Origin of the sequence: Geodermatophilus sp. DSM 44513, from assembly GCF_032460525.1 — a bacterium.
GTDB lineage: Bacteria > Actinomycetota > Actinomycetes > Mycobacteriales > Geodermatophilaceae > Geodermatophilus.
In genome coordinates this window covers 1,241,635-1,259,269 of the sequence record NZ_CP135963.1, presented here as the reverse complement: position 1 = coordinate 1,259,269, position 17,635 = coordinate 1,241,635, and the positions used below count along the sequence as shown (strand labels likewise).

Here is a 17,635-nt window from a genome sequence, read left to right as displayed (position 1 = left end):
GCTCAGTCCTCCTCGGCCGTCACCACGGCCACCCGCTCGTCGAGCCGGACCTGGTGGCCGGCCGTCACGCCCAGCTCGGTGACCGTCCCGGTCAGGGGTGCGGTCAGCACGTGCTCCATCTTCATCGCCTCGACGACCAGCAGCGGCGCGCCGGCCTGCACCCGGTCACCGACGGCGACCTGCACCAGCGTCACCGTCCCGGGCATGGGCGCGGTGACCGCGCCGTCGCCGGCCGCGCCCTCCTCGGCCGCGTGCAGCCGCTCGTGCTCGCGCAGGTGGGTCACCCGCCCGTCGCCGGCCAGCCACAGCTGCCCGCCGGCGTGCACGACGGCGTACCGGGAGGTGAGCCCGTCGAGGGTCACCACCAGGTCCTCGCCGTCCCGGCGCGCGGTCGCGGCCAGCGGGTCGCCGTCGCCCACCTGCACCTGCGCGGACGACGACCGGCCGCGCACCCGCACGGTCACCGGGTCCCCGCCGGTCGCCTGCAGCCGGCGCACCGTCCACGCGGGCTCGCCCAGCCGCCAGCCGTCGGGCACGTCCCAGCGGTCCACCACCGGCCCGGCCGGCTCGGCCTCGACCAGCTCGGCCAGCGCGGCGGCCGCGTACACGGCCGGCGGCACCGGCTCCGCGGCGGTCAGCGCCGCGCCGCGCCGCTCGATGAGGCCGGTGTCCAGGCGCCCGGCGACCACGTCGGGGTCGGCGAGCAGGGCGCGCAGGAAGGCGGTGTTGGTCGGCACCCCGAGGACGGCGGTGTGCCCGAGCGCGGCGAGCAGCCGGGCGCGGGCGGTCTCCCGGTCCGGGCCGTGCGCGACCACCTTGGCCAGCATCGGGTCGTAGTCGGTGCCGACGACCGAGCCGACGGCCAGCGAGCTGTCCAGGCGCACGCCGGTGCCCGCGGGCTCGCGCAGGCCCAGCACCGTGCCGGTCTGCGGGAGGAAACCGCGGGCCGGGTCCTCGGCGTAGAGGCGGGCCTCCATCGCGTGCCCGGTCAGCGCGACGTCGTCCTGGCCGAACGGCAGCGGCTCGCCGGCGGCGACGCGCACCTGGAGCTCGACGAGGTCCAGGCCGGTGACCAGCTCGGTGACCGGGTGCTCGACCTGCAGCCGGGTGTTCATCTCCAGGAAGAAGAAGTCGTCCGGCCGCTCGGCGTCCACGATGAACTCGACCGTGCCGGCGCCGGTGTAGCCGACCGCGCGGGCGGCCTCCACGGCCGCGGCGCCCATCCGCGCCCGCCGGGCCGGGGACAGCAGCGGCGAGGGCGCCTCCTCGATGACCTTCTGGTGGCGGCGCTGCAGGCTGCACTCCCGCTCGCCGAGGTGCACCACGGTGCCGTGCGCGTCGCCGAGCACCTGCAGCTCGACGTGCCGCGCGGAGCCGATGTAGCGCTCCACCAGCAGGGTGTCGTCGCCGAAGGAGCCGCGGGCCTCCCGCCGGGCGCCGGCGATCTGGTCGCGCAGCTCGGCCTCGGCGCGGACCACCCGCATGCCCTTGCCGCCGCCGCCGGCGCTGGGCTTGAGCAGCACCGGGAAGCCGACCTCGACCGCGGCGGCGGCCACCGCGTCGTCGTCCATGCCCGGCTCGGTGCGCCCGGGGACGACGGGGACGCCGGCGGCGGTGACCGTCTGCTTGGCGCGGATCTTGTCGCCCATCGCCTCGATCGCGGCGACCGGCGGGCCGATGAAGACGATCCCGGCCTTCTCGCACGCGCGGGCGAACTCGACGTTCTCGGACAGGAAGCCGTAGCCGGGGTGCACCGCCTGCGCGCCCGTGCGGACGGCGGCGTCGAGCACCCGCTCGATGGACAGGTAGCTGTCCACGGCCGGCGCCGGGCCGATCGGGACGGCGACGTCGGCGACCCGGGTGTGCAGCGCGCCGGCGTCCGGATCGCTGTACACGGCGACCGAGCGGATGCCCATCGCGCGCAGCGTGCGGACCACGCGGACGGCGATCTCGCCGCGGTTGGCGACCAGGACGGTGTCGAACATCGCTCAGCACCCCCCGACGGGGGCGCGCGACGGGTCAGGCCTTGCCACCGACCTTGACCAGGCGGCGCTTCTTGACCGTGTAGCCCGGCGGGAGCGTCCCCTCGGCGAGGGCCCGCAGGGGGCAGCGCTTGCAGCGCGGCTTGTCCTGGCAGCACTCCGACTTGGGCATCCGCCCGCGCTTCCCCACCCGGCGAGGTTAGCCTCGCCTGCCTCGCCGGTCGACGGGCACCGGCCGGTCAGCGGATACCGTGCCATCGACGCCACCTCACCCCGGGAGACCCCATGGCCGCCCCCGCCTTCGTCGAGCTGCTCAACGCGCAGATCGGTCACGAGTTCGCCGCCCACCAGCAGTACGTGGCGTGCGCCGTCTACTTCGACGAGCTGACCATGCCCCGGACGGCGCAGCTGTTCTTCGACCAGGCGCTCGAGGAGCGCGAGCACGCCATGATGATGGTCCAGTACCTGCTGGACTCCGACGCGCCCGTCCGCATCCCGGGCATCCCCGCCCCGGTCAACGAGTTCACCGACGTCGTCGCCCCGGTCGCCCTCGCCCTGGAGCAGGAGAAGCGGGTCACCGAGCAGATCAACGCCCTGATCGGCGTCGCCCGGCAGGCCAACGACTTCGCCTCCGACCAGTTCATGCAGTGGTTCATCAAGGAGCAGATCGAGGAGGTCAGCAAGATGAGCGACCTGCTGACCATCGTGAAGCGCTCCACCCACGACCTGGAGACGATCGAGGACTATGTGCTCCGCGAGGTCACCGCCGAGGCGGCCGACCCCACCGCCCCGCCGGTCGCCGGCGCCTGAGCGGTCCCTCCCACCGCCGATATCGCGATAAAGGCGATCACATGCGGAAGACGCCATAGCCGACCTCCTCCAGGGGTGCGTTGGCGCAGGCGGACAGGGCCAGGCCGAGCACCGTACGGGTCTGCGCGGGGTCGATGACGCCGTCGTCCCACAGCCGGGCGGTGGCGTAGTACGGGTGGCCCTGGTGCTCGTACCGGTCGCGGATCGGCGCCTTGAACGCCTCCTCGTCCTCGGCCGGCCACTGCTCGCCGCGGGCCTCCAGCCCGTCGCGGCGCACCTGGGCGAGCACCGAGGCCGCCTGCTCCCCGCCCATCACCGAGATGCGCGCGTTGGGCCAGGTGAACAGGAAGCGCGGCGAGTACGCCCGGCCGCACATCGAGTAGTTGCCGGCGCCGAACGAGCCGCCGATGACGACGGTCAGCTTGGGCACCCGGGCGCAGGCGACGGCGGTGACCATCTTGGCGCCGTGCTTGGCGATGCCTCCGGCCTCGTAGTCGCGGCCGACCATGAACCCGGAGATGTTCTGCAGGAACAGCAGCGGGATGCCGCGCCGGTCGCACAGCTCGATGAAGTGCGCGCCCTTGAGCGCGGACTCGCCGAACAGCACGCCGTTGTTCGCCACGATCCCGACCGGGTGGCCGTGCAGCCGGGCGAAGCCGGTGACCAGGGTCTGCCCGTAGAGCGGCTTGAACTCGGCGAACCGGCTGCCGTCGACCAGCCGGGCGATCACCTCGCGGACGTCGTAGGGGGTGCGCGGGTCCGGCGGCACCACCTCGTACACCGACGCCGGGTCGTGCAGGGGCTCCTCGACCGGCTCGACGTCCCACGGCCGCGGCGCGCGCGGACCGAGGGTGCCGACGATCTGGCGGACCAGCTGCAACGCGTGCGCGTCGTCCTCGGCCAGGTGGTCGGTGACCCCGCTGGTGCGGCTGTGCAGGTCTCCCCCGCCGAGCTCCTCGGCGGTGACCACCTCGCCGGTCGCCGCCTTCACCAGCGGCGGGCCGCCGAGGAAGATCGTGCCCTGCTCGCGGACGATGACGCACTCGTCGCTCATCGCCGGCACGTAGGCGCCGCCGGCGGTGCACGAGCCGAGGACGGCGGCGACCTGCGCGATGCCGGCCTTGGACATCGTGGCCTGGTTGAAGAAGATCCGGCCGAAGTGCTCGCGGTCGGGGAACACCTCGTCCTGCAGGGGCAGGAACGCCCCGCCGGAGTCGACCAGGTAGACGCACGGCAGCCGGTTGTGCAGCGCCACCTCCTGGGCGCGCAGGTGCTTCTTGACCGTCATCGGGTAGTAGGTGCCGCCCTTGACGGTGGCGTCGTTGGCCACGACGACGACCTCGCGGCCGGAGACGCGGCCGATGCCGGTGATGATCCCGGCGGCCGGCGCCTCGTCGTCGTACATGCCGTGCGCGGCCAGCGGGGAGAACTCGAGGAAGGGGCTGCCCGGGTCCAGCAGCGCGTCGACCCGCTCGCGCGGCAGCAGTTTGCCCCGGGCGACGTGCCGCTCGCGGGCCCGCGCGCCGCCGCCGTCGGCCACCCGGCGCAGCTGGTCGGCCAGGTCGGCGACGAGGGCGGCGTGCGCCCCGGCGTGGCGGGCGGCGTCGGTCACCGGCCGGCCGGCCAGCACGGGAGCGTCCACACCCGGATGTTAACCACGGTTCACAGGGCGGGTCAACGGGCGTTAACATCGGCGCCGTGACGGACGCCAACACCGCGCTGCACGCGGACGCGGCGCGGCCCTCGCGGCGGGAGCAGATCCTGCGGGCGGCCGCGCAGTTGTTCGCCGAGCGCGGGGCGCGGGCGGTCGGCGTGGACGACGTGGGCGCCGCGGTGGGGGTGACCGGACCGGCGATCTACCGGCACTTCACGAGCAAGGACGCGATGCTGGCCGAGATGCTGCTGCGGATCAGCGAGCGGCTGCTGGAGGGTGGCACCGCACGGGTGGCGGCCGCCGGCGAGGACCCGCTGGCGCAGCTGCGCACGCTGGTCGCCTTCCAGGTCGACTTCGCGCTGGACAACCCGGCGCTGATCACCGTGCACGACCGGGACCTCGGCTCGCTCCCCGCCGATGACGCCGCCCAGGTGCGCCGGCTGCAGCGCCGCTACGTCGAGGTGTGGGTCGAGGTGCTGGGCCGGGTGCACCCCGGGGCCGACGCCGCCACCAACCGGGCCCGCGCGCACGCCGTCTTCGGGCTGGTCAACTCCACGCCGCACAGCGCCGGCCGGCTGCCGCGCCGGACGACGGCCGCCCTGCTGGCCGCGATGGCCGAGGCCGCCGCCACCGCCTAGCGATGTGGCCTCCCACGCGCGAGAGGCCACCCCCGAGCGACCTGAAGGGGGACTTCCGCGCGCGGAAGGCCGTCACCCTTCAGGCGGTGGGCGTGGGTTCCGGCATGGGCAGGACCAGCGCGGTCGAGGCGAGGACGTCGAGGTCGGCGGCCGAACCGGTGGAGCCCGGCCCGGCCCAGGCGGTCTCCACGATGGTCACGGCGCTGCCGGAGACGGCGCTGGCGTACTGCGCACCCGACAGACCCTCCGGCCCACCCGGGTACCGGACCCCCTCGCGCAGCAGGTCGCTGACGTTGCCGCTGCCGTCCCGGTCGGCCAGCTCGCGCAGCGCCGTCGCGCCCGCGGCGTCGCCCATGTCGGCCACCGACACCGAGACGACGACCGGCCGGCCGCCGACGTCGGTGGCGTACAGCGCCCGGGCCAGGCCGGCGCAGTCCGTGGCGGCGAAGAACCCGGCCACCGCGCCGTAGGAGTGGCCGACGCAGGTCGGGTCGGTCTGCACCCGCTGCAGGACGAAGATGCGCCCGTCGACGGTCTCGCTGTCCCCCGGCTCCGGCCCGGCGGGTGCGGCGGCCTGTGCCGCGGTGGAGGGCGGGGCGGCGGTCGCCTCGTCGCCGTCGCCGTCGAGCAGGGCGGTGAGCCCGACGCCGAGGACGACGACGAGCAGCACGACCGCGGCGACGAGCGCCAGCGTCCGTGCGGCCGGGCGCTCCCGGTGGCGCGGGCCCACCAGCGGGACACCGTCGCGCCGGGCCACCGGTGCGGCCGACCGCGGGACGGCGGCCGGCTCCGGGGTGCGCGGCGCCTCCGGTGCGGCCTCGGTGAACAACCCGCCGAGGCCGCCGCTGTCGTGCCCGCGCCCACCGGCCAGGGGGTCGACGAGGGTGCCGTGCGGGCCGGCGGGAGCCGGCGGCGGGGAGGGCGGTGCCGCGGCGTGCGCCACCGGCACGGGCACCCGCGCGGCGACCGGGTCGGCGGGTACGGGGTCGGCGGGAGCGGGGCCCGTGGGCACGGGATCCGCGGCGGCGAGGTCGACGGCGACCGCCAGCGCGGCGGGCGCGAGCAGCTCGGGGGTGCGCAGCACGTACGGCGAGTAGGGGAAGCCCTCGCCGTTGAGCTCCTGCGTCGTCGGCGTCCGGCCGTCGAGCTCGAGGGCCTCCAGCGCGGCACGCACGTCGGCCGTCGTCCACAGCCGGGGGTTGGCGACGCCGGCGTACCGGCTCGCGCGGGCGATGCCCAGCAGCAGCGAGCGGGTCTCCAGCAGCGCGACCTGGTCGCCCTCGCCCAGGTCGCCGTCGGCCGGGACCAGGCCGGCGAGGTCCCCGACCAGCACGGTGAGCCGCGCGACCCGGCCGGGTTCCAGGCCGGCGCGGCGCAGCCGCAGCGCGGTGTCCATGCCGGCGCGCATCAGCCCGTCCAGCGGCGTGGACCCGCCGCCGGACAGCTGCAGCACCTCACCGGGGCGGCCGGCCTCCGGGCCGATGGTCCAGGAGCCCTCGGGCAGCGCGGTGACCACGCCGCGCTGCCGGGGCACCTCGGCGACGCGGACCACCGCCAGCCCCTCCGGCACGAAGAGCACCGCGTCGGCCAGCCGGCGGCCCACCGGCCCGTCGACCACGGGGAGCGAGGCGAGCACCGCGCCGCGGACCGCACCGCCGGTGTCCCAGCGGGCCAGTTCGGCGAAGAGCGCACGCTCCCCCGCCGTCTGCAGCGGCCGGGGGGTGAGGGCCAGCACGTCGTCCTCCGGGGCGGGTCAGGGGGTGGCGCCGGTGACGCTACGTCACGTGACGGGCCGGTCCCGGACGTCCGGCCGGGTCGGCGCGCCGCCCACCGCCGGCTCCTGCAGCGGGGTCCGCCAGGTCGCCAGCCACCGGCTGCGGGCCACCGTCTCGACCGCGACCCACAGCAGCGTGAACGCCGTCCCGGTGAGCAGCACGGCGGCCGGCCGCCAGTCCCACGGCGGGAGGACGCCGGCCGCGGCGAGCAGGGCACCGGCGAGGTAGGTGGCGGCGGTGACCAGCGGGCCGGCCAGCCAGCCGGGCAGCCCGCGGGTGACGGCGACGTCGACGGCGACCGCCCCGGCCAACAGCGCCACCGGCAGCACCGACGGCGGGAAGCCCGCCGCCTCCAGGCCCAGCCACACGACCGCGCGGTAGGCCAGGTAGAGCGCCGCCAGGGCGGTCGCGGCCCAGCGCAGGCCGGTGACCCGCCGGGCGACCACCAGGGAGAGCAGCCCCGCGCACAGCAGCCAGGCCGGGTGCACCCAGGCGGGCACCGGCAGCATGAAGGAGGTGGGGCTCTGCCCCTGGGCGACGGCGAAGTCCAGCAGCTGGGGCTCCGCCGTCGTCACGCCGGCCTCGTAGGCGCGCAGCGACAGCACGCCGTACTCCTGGTGCTGGTTCGGGAAGAGGACGTTCTCGACGAACAACAGCCACAGGCCCAGCGCGACGGCGTCGCGAACCCGGCCGGGCGCCGCGTACAGCCACCAGCCGCGCAGCACCCCGGCCAGCATCACCGCCGTCCCGAGGTAGAGCAGCGCGTGGCTGGGGCTCCAGCTGGTGATGTCCAGCCCGTTGACGCGGTGGTTGACCAGGTCGACCGGGACGGCGACGAGGAACACCGCGGTGCCGGCCTGCACCAGCCGCAGCGCCCGCCGGTCGACGCCGTGGCCGGTGTGGCCGGAGAACAGCACCAGCGCGACGACGACCACGGTGCCGGCGGAGTTGAGCAGGTGCGGCGGGGCCAGGTCGTCGCGCAGCCAGCGGAAGTGCCAGGAGACGTCCCACGAGGAGCCGAGCACCTTGAGCGCGAAGGCGCCCAGCCAGGCCCCGTAGAGCCAGCGCAGCTCCTGCTGGGTGGTGGGGCGGCCCGGGCGGCCCGGGGTGACGTAGGCCGGCCACAGCCACCGGAGGGTCCGCACCGGGGAGCGCAGCGCGGCGGACGCCGACCCGGGGGCCGGCGGGACCGGTCGGCCGGCGACGGCGGGGGCGGCGTGCGGCACGGGGGCGACTCCTGGGCTGGGGACGGGCGCGGCGCAGCGTAGCCGCGCCGGCGGTGCGATCCCGGGCCTCCCGGGGACACCGGAGTGGCGCGTCCGGAGCGCCGCCGCCCCGCCGTCACCCGGGACGTAGGGTCGTCGGTCGTGGCGGACAGTGCGGGACACCTGGTCTGGATCGACTGCGAGATGACCGGGCTGGACCTCACCCGGGACAAGCTCATCGAGGTCGCGGTGCTGGTCACCGACTCCGAGCTCAACGTCCTGGACCCGGGCCTGGACCTGGTCATCTCCGCCGAGGAGGCCGACCTCGCGGGCATGGTCGAAGTGGTCACCGAGATGCACGCGAAGTCCGGGCTCACCGAGGCGGTGCGCGCCTCCACGCTGACGCTGGCCGAGGCCGAGCAGCAGGTGCTCGCCTACGTGCGGCGGTTCGTGCCCGAGCGGCGGACGGCGCCGCTGTGCGGCAACTCGATCGGCACCGACCGCGGGTTCCTCGCCCGCGACATGCCCGAGCTCGACGACCACCTGCACTACCGGATGATCGACGTCTCCTCGGTCAAGGAGCTGGCCCGCCGCTGGTTCCCGCGGGTGTACTTCGCCCAGCCGCAGAAGGGCCTGGCCCACCGCGCGCTGGCCGACATCGTCGAGTCGGTGCGCGAGCTGGCCTACTACCGCAAGACGCTGTTCGTCGAGGCCCCCGGCCCCTCGACCGCCCAGGCCCAGGCCGCCGCCACCCGGGTCGCGGACTCCTTCGCCGGCCTGTTCGCCGCCGAGGACGCCGGCGCCCCCGGACCGGCCGCGTCGGGGGTCTGAGCACCTCCGGTACTGTGGTCGGCGGTCCGGGGTCGCCACGCGCGCCCGGGGCACGTGGTGGGTGTAGCTCAGCTGGTAGAGCACCAGGTTGTGATCCTGGGTGTCGCGGGTTCGAGCCCCGTCACTCACCCCACGCAGGGAGGCCCTGGTCAGTCCGCTGACCGGGGCCTCCCCACGGAGCGAGGCCGGTCCGCCCCCGCCGCCACGGGGGACGACGACGCACCGGCAGGGAGACCCGCGCATGACCACGACCACCCCGACCCGCCCGGACCCGCAGGCGTCGGCCGACGTGGTGGGTGAGGCCGCCCGGCGGCGCACCTTCGCCGTCATCAGCCACCCCGACGCCGGCAAGTCCACCCTGACCGAGGCGCTGGCCCTGCACGCCCGGGTGATCGGGCAGGCCGGTGCCGTGCACGGCAAGGCCGGCCGGCGCGGCACGGTGTCGGACTGGATGGACATGGAGCGCGCCCGCGGCATCTCCATCACCTCGGCGGCGCTGCAGTTCTCCTACCGCGACACCGTGGTCAACCTGCTGGACACCCCCGGGCACGCCGACTTCTCCGAGGACACCTACCGGGTGCTCACCGCGGTCGACGCCGCGGTCATGCTCGTCGACGCCGCCAAGGGCCTCGAGGCGCAGACCATGAAGCTGTTCGCGGTCTGCCGGCACCGCGGCATCCCGGTGGTCACCGTGGTGAACAAGTGGGACCGCCCCGGCAAGGACGCCCTGGCGCTGATGGACGAGGTCGCCGAGCGCACCGGACTGACCCCGACCCCGCTGACCTGGCCGGTGGGCATCGCCGGGGACTTCCGGGGGGTGCTGGACCGCCGCGACGGCAGCTACCGGCGCTACACCCGCACCGCCGGTGGTGCCACGGTGGCCCCCGAGGAGCACCTGTCCGCGGCCGAGGCCGCCGTCCGGGAGCCCGAGGCGTGGAGCACCGCGCTGGAGGAGGTCGACCTGCTGACCGCGACCGCCGGCGAGCACGACCAGGAGCTGTTCCTGTCCGGGGTCACCACGCCGGTGCTGTTCGCCTCGGCGGTCTCCAACTTCGGCGTCGGCGCGCTGCTCGACGTGCTCGTCGACCTGGCGCCGGCCCCGGCCGGGCGGCCCGACGTCGACGGGGTGGTGCGCCCGGTGGACGCCCCGTTCAGCGGCTTCGTGTTCAAGGTGCAGTCCGGCATGGACGCCGCCCACCGCGACCGGCTGGCCTACGTGCGGATCTGCTCCGGCGTCTTCGAGCGCGGCATGGTGGTCACCCACGCCGCCACCGGCCGGCCGTTCGCCACCAAGTACGCCCAGCACGTGTTCGGGCGCGACCGGGAGAGCGTCGACGTCGCCCACCCCGGCGACGTCGTCGGGCTGGTCAACGCCTCGGCGCTGCACGTCGGCGACACCCTCTACGCCGGGCAGCCGGTCAGCTTCCCCCCGCTGACCACCTTCGCCCCCGAGCACTTCGCCGTCGTCCGCAGCGTGGAGACGGCCAAGCACAAGCAGTTCCGCCGCGGCATCGCGCAGCTGGAGTCCGAGGGCGTGGTCCAGGTGCTGCGCTCGGAGCGGCGCGGTGACGCGGCTCCGGTGTTCGCCGTGGTCGGCCCGATGCAGTTCGAGGTCGCCGCGCACCGCATGGAGCACGAGTTCGGCGCACCGGTGCACCTGGAGCCGCTCCCCTACAGCCTGGCCATGCGCACCGACGAGGCCTCCGCCGCGGGCATCACGGCCAGCAGCGGGACCGAGGTGATGCGGCGGTCCGACGGCGAGCTGCTCGCGCTGTTCACCACCAAGTGGGTGGCCCGCGTGGTGCGCGAGGGCAAGCCGGACCTGACCCTGGAGCCGCTGGTGGCCGCCCAGCTCGGCTGACCCCGGGCGGCGACCGTCGCTCCGGCGTCTCCCCCGAGCACCGTGATCACCGTCGGGTGGTTGCCGCTGTCGGCGGGTCGGGCAGCCACCTGCCGATGATCACGGCCGCCTGGAGGCGCTGGACGCCGCGGGCGGCTGACCCCGGCTCAGGGCGCGCCGGTGACGATCCGCTGCAGGTCGGCGGCCATGGACGCGGCCTCCCGCGAGGCACCGCTGATGGCCTCCTGCGCCTGCGCGGTCGCCGCACTCTGCTGCTCCACGGCGGCGGCGATGGTGCTCTGCGCGTCCACGACGCCGCGGATGACCTCCTCCACGCCGCCCAGCGCGGTGCCGGCGGTCTCGACCTCCGAGCGCACCGCGTCGACCACCGCGCGGATCCGCTCGGTGGCCCGCGCGGTCTCCGACGCGAGGTCCTTCACCTCGCCGGCGACGACGGCGAAGCCCTTGCCGGCCTCCCCGGCGCGGGCGGACTCGATGGTGGCGTTGAGCGCCAGCAGGTTGGTCTGGTCCGCGATCGAGGAGATGCTGCCGGCGATCTGGTCGATCTCGGCCATGGTGCCGGCCAGCCGCTCCACCGTCGCCGCGCCGGTGCGGGAGCGGTCGCTGGCCTGCTGGGCGGTGGTGCTCGCCCCGCTGGCCGCGGCCGCGATGTCGGCGATCGCCGACCGCAGCCCCTGCATCACGTCGGTGGCCGTGGCGACGTTGTCGTCCAGCCGCCGGCCGGCGTCGACCAGGCCGGCGAGGTGGCGCTCCAGCCGGGTGGCGCGCTCCTGCTGCTCCCGCGCCTGGCGGGCGGCGTCGTCGGCCGTCCGGGCCCGCTCCTCGGCCAGCTCCAGCTCGGCGCGGACCTGCGCGGCCTGCTGCTCGGCCGCCGCCCGGCGCTGCAGCCGCCGCTCGCGGTCGGCCTCCTCGACGAACTTCCACCCGTAGGCCAGGAAGGTGGCCTCCACCAGCACGAAGACCGCGTGCAGCGCGACGAAGGCCAGTGGGTTGTGGTGCGCGTGCTCGGAGAAGACCGAGGTCGGCACGAAGATGCCGGCCAGCGCGTGGTGGACGGCGACGAAGCCGACGGCCACGAGGAACGGCGTCCACATCTGGTACAGCGCGACCACCGGGAGCAGCACGTAGAACCAGATGTGCAGGTCGGTGAGGCCGCCGCCCACGTGCACCAGCACGTCCGCGCCGACCATCAGGCCGAGGCCCACCGCGCTGGCCCGCGCCACCTGGCCGCTCAGCGCCACGCCCAGCAGCACGAGGACGGCCATGGCGGCCAGCTGGCCCCACAGCAGCCAGCCGCCCACGCCGCGGGAGAGCCCGATGAGCGCCAGCACGGGCAGGTGGGCGACGAGCAGCCCGGTGGTCACCCGGTGCCGGGAGCGGAAGCTGCGGGCGTCGAGCTGCGCGCCCCGGGGGATGGCCGCCCAGAGTCCGCCGCGCGACTCTTCATCGGTCGCCGGCTGCGTCCTGGTCTCGGTCACGACCTCCTCATCGGCGCACGGGGACCGGAGTTGAGTCCGACCGCGTTCCGGCGGTGGGGTGCGCGGTGCAGGGGGCACCGCACGAGGCGGCAGGGGCTGCCGGGGCGGGTGCACCGGACACGCTCCCCGAGGTGCCCCTCCGGCCCGGCCGCCCGTGGGAACCCTGGGGTCATGACTCTCGCCTACTGCTACGGGACTGCGCACGCCGTCGTGATGGTCGGCTCGGTGGGCAGCGCCGAGGGCCTGGTCGCGCGCCGGATCGGACCCGCGCACGCCACCATCGGCCGGGTGACCGGCCGCAGCCGCAAGGCGCTGTGCGGCGCCTACGTCGCCGTCGACGAGGAGACCGTCTGGCCGCCGGAGGCCCACGACACCTCCCAGCTGTGCGCCGAGTGCACGACGCTGGCCGTCCTCTGACCCGCCGCTCGTTTCGAGGCCCGCACCGCGACCTGCTCAGCACCCCCCGGCGACCGACGGCAGCACCTGGACGACGGCCCCGTCGCGCACCACGGCAGCGGTGCCGCCGGTGAACCGGACGTCGTCGCCGTCGACGTAGACGTTGACGAACCGGCGCAGCGCCCCGGTCTCGTCGCGGACCCGGCGGCCCAGCGCCGGGTGGGCGGCGGCGACCGTGTCGAGGAGCTCGCCCAGCGTGCCGCCGCCGGCGTCGACCTGCAGGTGCCGGCTCCCCCCGGCCAGGTCGGCCAGGACGCCGGGCAGCACCACCTCCACGCCCACCGTCAGATCCGCGCGGCGCGGACGACGAGCACGTCGGGCAGGTGCGCGGCGACCTGGGTGAAGGTGTCGCCCTCGTCGCGGCTGGCGTAGACGCAGCCGTCGCGGGTGCCCAGGTAGACCCCGGTGGGGTCGGCGGCGTCCACGCAGGCGGCGTCGCGCACGACCGCGGCCCAGCACCCGTCGGGCAGCCCCGCACCGAGCTCGGTCCAGGTCGCCCCGGCGTCCCGGGTGCGGTGCACGCGCAGCCGGCCGCCCGGCGGCACCCGCTCCACGTCGGCCACCAGCGGCACCACCCAGGCGGTGCCGGGCGTGACCGGGGAGGCCAGGACGGGGAAGCCGAAGTCGGCGGGCAGGCCCTCGGCGATCGACGTCCACGAGCGTCCGGCGTCGTCGGTGCGGAAGACGCCGAAGTGGTTCTGCGCGTACATCCGGTCCGGGCCGGCCGCGTCGACGGCGACCTTGTGCACGCACTGCCCGTACTCCGGCGGCGGCTCGGGCAGGAACGGCGCGGTGATGCCGCGGTTGCGGGGCGTCCAGCCGCTGCCGCCGTCCTCGCTGACGTACACCCCGCCGGTGCTCATGGCGACGGTCACCCGGTCCGAGGTGGAGTCGGGGAGCACGGTGTGCACCGCCCCTCCCCCGCCGCCGGGCTCCCAGGTGGGCCGGTGCGGGTGGTCCCACAGCCCGCGGACGAGCTCGAAGGTGGCGCCGCCGTCGGTGCTGCGCCACAGCGAGTGCGGCTCGCAGCCGGCCCAGACGACGCCCGGCCGGTCGGCGGTGTCGGGGCGCAGCTGCCAGACGCGGGCCAGCGCGGCGCCGGTGTCCGCGGGGAAGCGGATGGCCCCGGTCTCGGTCTCCTGCCAGCTCGCCCCCAGGTCGTCGGACCACAGCACCGTCGGACCCCAGTGCCCGTACTGGGTGCCGGCCAGCACCCGCGGGGTGGCGCCGCGGGTGTCGACGGCCACCGCGGCGACCTCCTGGGCGAGCAGGTGCGGCCCGCCCAGGGTCCAGGTGCGGCGGTCGTCGTCGCTGCGGGCCAGCCACAGGCCCTTGCGCGTGCCGATGGCGAGCAGGTCGGTCATGGCGCCCCTCCGGTGGGTCGGGCGGGCGCGGGTGCGCCCCTCGGGGGATGAGACTCCCGGGGGGTGACGAACTCAGCGGCGGGTGGCGCCGCCGGTCGGCTGGTCGGGACCGGTGACCGGCCGGGTGCGCTCGCCGGCCAGGCCGGGGGCCAGCTTCTCCGCCCGGGCGCGCAGCTGGTCGGCCTCCGCGGCGTGCTGGCCGGCCTGCTGGGCGCGCCGCCGGGCCTCCTCCTCGGCGAGCCGGATCCGCTCCTCCATCTCCGCGCGCTCCCGGCGGGCGCGGGCGGCCTGCTCCTCGGCGGCCGCCTGCTCCTCCTCCGCCTGCGTGCGGCGCGCCTCGGCCTCTCGCAGGGCCTCGCGGGCCTGCTCCCGCCTGCGCGCCCCGTTGATCCGGTTGCGCTTGGCCAGCGCGAGGGCCAGCACCACCAGCAGCGCCACCGCGACGGCGACGACCAGCACGACCACCCAGGTGTCCACGGCACTCTCCTAGCGCTCAGGGACGGTGCTGAGCACTTCCCCTGCGGCGACGCGGGGAAACGGCTCAGGCCAGCGCGCTGCCGGCGCGCCACTGCTCCCACGGGATCGTCCAGTCGGCGACGTCCGAGCGCAGCGTGCCGCCGTCGGAGCCCCGGATCTCCACGACGTCACCGGGCTGGGAGAAGCCGAAGAACCAGCGGGCGTCGGCCGTCGAGAGGTTGATGCAGCCGTGGGAGACGTTGGCCCGGCCCTGCTGGGCGACCGACCACGGTGCGGCGTGCACGAACTCGCCGCTGTCGGAGATGCGGACGGCGTACTGGACGGCGGTGCGGTAGCCGTCGGGGCTGTCGACCGGCACGCCGTAGGTGCTGGAGTCCATCACCCGGTCGCGGTTCATCTCGGTGACCACGTGCGGGCCGTTGGCGCTGGGGTTGTCCGGGCTGCCGGCGCTCATCGGGAAGTCCTGCACCAGCTGGTCGCCGTCGTAGACGGCCAGCCGGTGGGTGGCGGCATCGACGATCGACACGTGCCGCTCGCCGACCCGGAAGGAGACCGTGCGGTCGGTCCGGCCCCACACGCCGCCGCCCAGCGGGACGCCGTACAGCCCGGCGTCGAGGGTGACGTCGGTGTGCTCGGGCCAGTACTGCGACGGGCGGAAGTGCACCTCGGTGTCGCTCGTCCAGTGCCAGACGCCGTCGGTCGGCGTGGAGCTGGTGACCCGCAGGGCGCGCTCGACGGCGGCCTTCTCGGTGACCGGCTGCTCGAAGAACACCCGGATGGGCATGCCGACGCCGACCGTCTGTCCGTCCAGGGGGCCGATCGACGGCGTCTGCTGCGTCCGCGGGGTGACCGTGGTGAACGTGGCGGCGGCCTCGGCGGGCCGGTCGTCGTCCCCGGCGGCGGTGGCGGTCAGCGTGTAGCGGGCGCCGTAGGCCAGCGGGGTCTGCGGCGTCCAGACGTCGAGGGCCGGGTCCGCGGGTGAGTCGGCCACCGCGCCGGGCACCTCCGCGCCCGCCGCGTCGACGACGCGCACGCCGGTCAGCTCGCCGTCGGTGACGGCGACCTCCAGCGGGGTCCGCGGTGAGACGTCGGTCGCACCGTCGGCCAGCGACAGCCGGACCGCGGCGGGTGCCGGTGCCGCGGTGGACGGCGGGGTCGTGGGCGTGCCCGTCGGTGCGGCCGCCGTCCCGCCGTCCTGGCAGCCGGCCAGCAGGACCAGCGCCACCGCCGTGACCAGCGCGGACGCGCCTCGCATGGGGATCCCCTCCGTCTCGTGGGCAGCCGTCGACCCCGGACGACTGGTTGCACCGGCCATCCGGTCCCCCGGACACCGGGGGACGGGACGGGCCACCGCCCCGGAGGACCACCACGGGGCCGGCGGCGGGGCGCTGGTATCGTTCTCGGCTGTCGCCCGGCGCAACCGGAAGACACGCGCCATTAGCTCAATTGGCAGAGCAGCTGACTCTTAATCAGCGGGTTCGGGGTTCGAGTCCCTGATGGCGCACCCTCCTTCCTCTCACCCCCTCTGACCTGCAAGTTTGCGGGTCGATCTCTCACCGTGACGGTCACCGCCCGGCCGGGGCCATGGAAAACCCATCGAAGACTCCTCGGCGCGGGCAGCGCTCGAGGACCCGGCAAGGGCACCGCATCTCGGGGCAGCACCGCCACTGCGGCCTGCCGACCGACCGGAACGGAGCGACGGCGTCCCGACGGCATGGACGCCGCTGGGACCTCGCGATGCGGGTGGGTCCGTCCACGAGGCGCTGCCGTCAACCTGGTGTTCTGCCGACGAGGGCAACGCCGCTACCGGATGGAGAACGAGGTCCTGCGCCGGGCCGCGGCCTACTTCGCACAGGACTCGCTCCCACATTCAGCTACCCGCTGGTCCATGACCTGGCCGCCGAGGGCATTCCGGTGCGGCTGACCTGCGGGGTGCTCGGCTTCAGCCGGCAGGCGTACTACGCCTGGCTCGCCGCACCGGTCAGCCGGCGCGATCTCGAGGACGCCTACCTGATCAACGCCCACGGCGACGACCCGGAGTTCGGCTACCGCTTTCTGGCCGACGAGCTCGCCCGCGCTGGCCTGGTCGTCGGGGAGCGTCGGGTCTGGCGTCTGTGCTCGCAGCAGGAGCTGTGGTCCACCACGGTGCGCAAGGGCCGCCGCGGTCGCGGGAAGATCCCCGGGCCGGCCGTGCACGATGACCACCTGCAGCGGGACTTCACCGCCGCAGCGGCCAACCAGGTGTGGGTCACCGACATCACCGAGCACCCGACCGCCGAGGGCAATATTACTGCTGCGCGATCAAGGACCTGTTCAGCAACCGGATCGTGGGCTACGCCCTCGACGAGCGGATGACCGCGCAGTTGGCCGTCGCGGCGCTGCGCACCGCGGTCGCCCGGCGCCGGCCTGTCGGAGTCGTGGTGGTGCACTTCCACCGCGGGTCACAGTTTCGTGCCCGGACCTCCCGCGCGGTCCTGGCCGCCGCGGGGCTGCAGGGCTCGATGGGCCGAGTCGTCTCCGCCGGGGACCACGCCGCAATGGGGTCATTCTGGGCGCTGCTGCAGAAGAACGTGCTCGACCGGCGGCGTTGGCGCACCCGCGACGAGCTCCACAACGCCGTCGTGTTCTGGATCGAACACACATGCAACCGACGCCGCCGGCAGCGCGCACTCGGCAAGCTCACCCCGGTCGAGTACGAGCTCGCCTTCACCAGTCAGGCCGCCGTCGCAGCATGATCAGTCCCAACCGTCGTCAACCGAACCTGCAGCAGTCCCACGCGGCCTTTCGGGACCTCGTGGGTCGAGCGGAGCTGATCGGCCGGACCGCGCGCCGGGCCGACCGCTGTTCTGAGCGCGTCGGTGGCCTCTGGTCCGACAGCGATGACTGCGCCGTCCCCGGCGGCTAGACCCTCGAGGAGGAACGGGACAGCAACGCCGGTCAGTTCCTCGAGCGAGTCGTAGATGAGCGCGTCATGCCGGAACCCTCGTGTCGCATCATCGGCGCCTGCATCGGGGCGTCCATCGAGCTCAGCACGGCTTCGTGAGTGCAAGACATTTGCCCCTCGGGGCGCCAGCGTCTGGGTTGACACAACCTGCTGCGAGTTG

Annotated in this window: 16 protein-coding genes, 2 tRNA genes and 1 pseudogene; 8 read left to right on the top strand and 11 right to left on the bottom strand. The window is 75.2% G+C overall.

Annotated elements, in window-relative coordinates:
• Window positions 1–2: 2 nt before the first annotated feature.
• Both RTG05_RS06175 and RTG05_RS06170 read right to left on the bottom strand, forming a co-directional pair.
• A complete protein-coding gene (locus RTG05_RS06175) occupies window positions 3–1,985 on the bottom strand; it encodes an acetyl/propionyl/methylcrotonyl-CoA carboxylase subunit alpha (protein ID WP_166527908.1) in 1,983 nt (660 codons plus the stop codon).
• A gap of 34 nt (window positions 1,986–2,019) precedes the next feature.
• Window positions 2,020–2,172, bottom strand: coding sequence for a hypothetical protein (locus tag RTG05_RS06170; protein ID WP_166525606.1), 153 nt, complete (start codon window positions 2,170–2,172; stop codon window positions 2,020–2,022).
• Between the two features lie 95 nt (window positions 2,173–2,267).
• On the opposite strand from RTG05_RS06170, the gene RTG05_RS06165 reads away from it, so the two are divergent.
• Complete coding sequence (locus RTG05_RS06165; protein ID WP_166527907.1) at window positions 2,268–2,792, top strand: ferritin; 525 nt, start codon at window positions 2,268–2,270, stop codon at window positions 2,790–2,792.
• 37 nt (window positions 2,793–2,829) lie between these two features.
• Here the strand turns inward: RTG05_RS06165 and RTG05_RS06160 are convergent, their stop codons facing one another.
• Complete coding sequence (locus RTG05_RS06160) at window positions 2,830–4,434, bottom strand: carboxyl transferase domain-containing protein (protein WP_166527906.1); 1,605 nt, start codon at window positions 4,432–4,434, stop codon at window positions 2,830–2,832.
• A 56-nt stretch (window positions 4,435–4,490) separates the two neighbouring features.
• Between RTG05_RS06160 and RTG05_RS06155 the strand changes: the two genes are divergently transcribed.
• Window positions 4,491–5,084, top strand: a complete 594-nt coding sequence (locus tag RTG05_RS06155; protein WP_166527905.1) for an SACE_7040 family transcriptional regulator — start codon at window positions 4,491–4,493, stop codon at window positions 5,082–5,084.
• Between the two features lie 79 nt (window positions 5,085–5,163).
• Here the strand turns inward: RTG05_RS06155 and RTG05_RS06150 are convergent, their stop codons facing one another.
• The gene (locus RTG05_RS06150; RefSeq protein WP_166527904.1) at window positions 5,164–6,819 is read right to left on the bottom strand and encodes a hypothetical protein; all 1,656 of its coding nucleotides are present in this window, start codon (window positions 6,817–6,819) and stop codon (window positions 5,164–5,166) included.
• A gap of 45 nt (window positions 6,820–6,864) precedes the next feature.
• Window positions 6,865–8,085, bottom strand: coding sequence for a hypothetical protein (locus tag RTG05_RS06145; protein WP_315912378.1), 1,221 nt, complete (start codon window positions 8,083–8,085; stop codon window positions 6,865–6,867).
• 141 nt (window positions 8,086–8,226) lie between these two features.
• Here RTG05_RS06145 and orn point away from each other — a divergent pair, with 141 nt between their 5' ends.
• The 3 genes from orn to RTG05_RS06130 all read left to right on the top strand — a co-directional run bounded on the left by orn (window position 8,227) and on the right by RTG05_RS06130 (window position 10,756).
• A complete protein-coding gene (gene orn, locus RTG05_RS06140) occupies window positions 8,227–8,895 on the top strand; it encodes an oligoribonuclease (protein WP_315912377.1) in 669 nt (222 codons plus the stop codon).
• Window positions 8,896–8,952: 57 nt separating this feature from the next.
• Window positions 8,953–9,028, top strand: a tRNA-His gene (locus RTG05_RS06135).
• A gap of 108 nt (window positions 9,029–9,136) precedes the next feature.
• A complete protein-coding gene (locus RTG05_RS06130; RefSeq protein WP_166527902.1) occupies window positions 9,137–10,756 on the top strand; it encodes a peptide chain release factor 3 in 1,620 nt (539 codons plus the stop codon).
• Between the two features lie 146 nt (window positions 10,757–10,902).
• Here the strand turns inward: RTG05_RS06130 and RTG05_RS06125 are convergent, their stop codons facing one another.
• Window positions 10,903–12,234: a methyl-accepting chemotaxis protein gene (locus RTG05_RS06125; RefSeq protein WP_166527901.1), complete on the bottom strand. Its 1,332-nt coding sequence runs from the start codon at window positions 12,232–12,234 to the stop codon at window positions 10,903–10,905.
• A 171-nt stretch (window positions 12,235–12,405) separates the two neighbouring features.
• Here RTG05_RS06125 and RTG05_RS06120 point away from each other — a divergent pair, with 171 nt between their 5' ends.
• Window positions 12,406–12,651 (top strand): hypothetical protein, encoded by a 246-nt coding sequence (locus tag RTG05_RS06120; protein ID WP_166527900.1) that lies wholly within the window; start codon window positions 12,406–12,408, stop codon window positions 12,649–12,651.
• 36 nt (window positions 12,652–12,687) lie between these two features.
• Here RTG05_RS06120 and RTG05_RS06115 read toward each other — a convergent pair whose 3' ends face one another.
• From RTG05_RS06115 to RTG05_RS06100, 4 genes are all read right to left on the bottom strand, one after another.
• Window positions 12,688–12,972 carry a MoaD/ThiS family protein gene (locus RTG05_RS06115; RefSeq protein ID WP_166527899.1) on the bottom strand — a complete coding sequence of 95 codons (285 nt, stop codon included), beginning with the start codon at window positions 12,970–12,972 and terminating at the stop codon, window positions 12,688–12,690.
• 2 nt (window positions 12,973–12,974) lie between these two features.
• Entirely contained in the window at window positions 12,975–14,054 is a 1,080-nt protein-coding gene (locus tag RTG05_RS06110; protein ID WP_166527898.1) for a WD40/YVTN/BNR-like repeat-containing protein, read from the bottom strand.
• A gap of 72 nt (window positions 14,055–14,126) precedes the next feature.
• Window positions 14,127–14,531 (bottom strand): hypothetical protein, encoded by a 405-nt coding sequence (locus tag RTG05_RS06105; RefSeq protein WP_208104819.1) that lies wholly within the window; start codon window positions 14,529–14,531, stop codon window positions 14,127–14,129.
• Window positions 14,532–14,595: 64 nt separating this feature from the next.
• Window positions 14,596–15,786 carry a L,D-transpeptidase gene (locus tag RTG05_RS06100; protein ID WP_315912376.1) on the bottom strand — a complete coding sequence of 397 codons (1,191 nt, stop codon included), beginning with the start codon at window positions 15,784–15,786 and terminating at the stop codon, window positions 14,596–14,598.
• Window positions 15,787–15,962: 176 nt separating this feature from the next.
• Here RTG05_RS06100 and RTG05_RS06095 point away from each other — a divergent pair.
• Together RTG05_RS06095 and RTG05_RS06090 are read left to right on the top strand one after the other, a co-directional pair.
• Window positions 15,963–16,035 (top strand) — tRNA-Lys (locus tag RTG05_RS06095).
• A gap of 282 nt (window positions 16,036–16,317) precedes the next feature.
• Window positions 16,318–17,266 (top strand): annotated as a pseudogene (locus RTG05_RS06090) (IS3 family transposase); the annotation flags it as partial.
• On the opposite strand, the gene RTG05_RS06085 reads toward RTG05_RS06090, so the two are convergent.
• On the bottom strand, window positions 17,245–17,619 hold the full coding sequence (locus RTG05_RS06085) for an MEDS domain-containing protein (RefSeq protein ID WP_315912375.1): 375 nt from the start codon (window positions 17,617–17,619) through the stop codon (window positions 17,245–17,247). The pseudogene RTG05_RS06090 and the gene RTG05_RS06085 overlap by 22 nt on opposite strands.
• Between the last annotated feature and the right edge of the window lie 16 nt (window positions 17,620–17,635).

Coding starts and splice junctions, on each gene's coding strand:
- RTG05_RS06175 (WP_166527908.1), bottom strand. CDS start 1,985: ATGTTCGACACCGTCCTGGTCGCCAACCGCGGCGAGATCGCCGTCCGC.
- RTG05_RS06165 (WP_166527907.1), top strand. CDS start 2,268: ATGGCCGCCCCCGCCTTCGTCGAGCTGCTCAACGCGCAGATCGGTCAC.
- RTG05_RS06130 (WP_166527902.1), top strand. CDS start 9,137: ATGACCACGACCACCCCGACCCGCCCGGACCCGCAGGCGTCGGCCGAC.
- RTG05_RS06100 (WP_315912376.1), bottom strand. CDS start 15,786: ATGCGAGGCGCGTCCGCGCTGGTCACGGCGGTGGCGCTGGTCCTGCTG.
- RTG05_RS06120 (WP_166527900.1), top strand. CDS start 12,406: ATGACTCTCGCCTACTGCTACGGGACTGCGCACGCCGTCGTGATGGTC.
- RTG05_RS06110 (WP_166527898.1), bottom strand. CDS start 14,054: ATGACCGACCTGCTCGCCATCGGCACGCGCAAGGGCCTGTGGCTGGCC.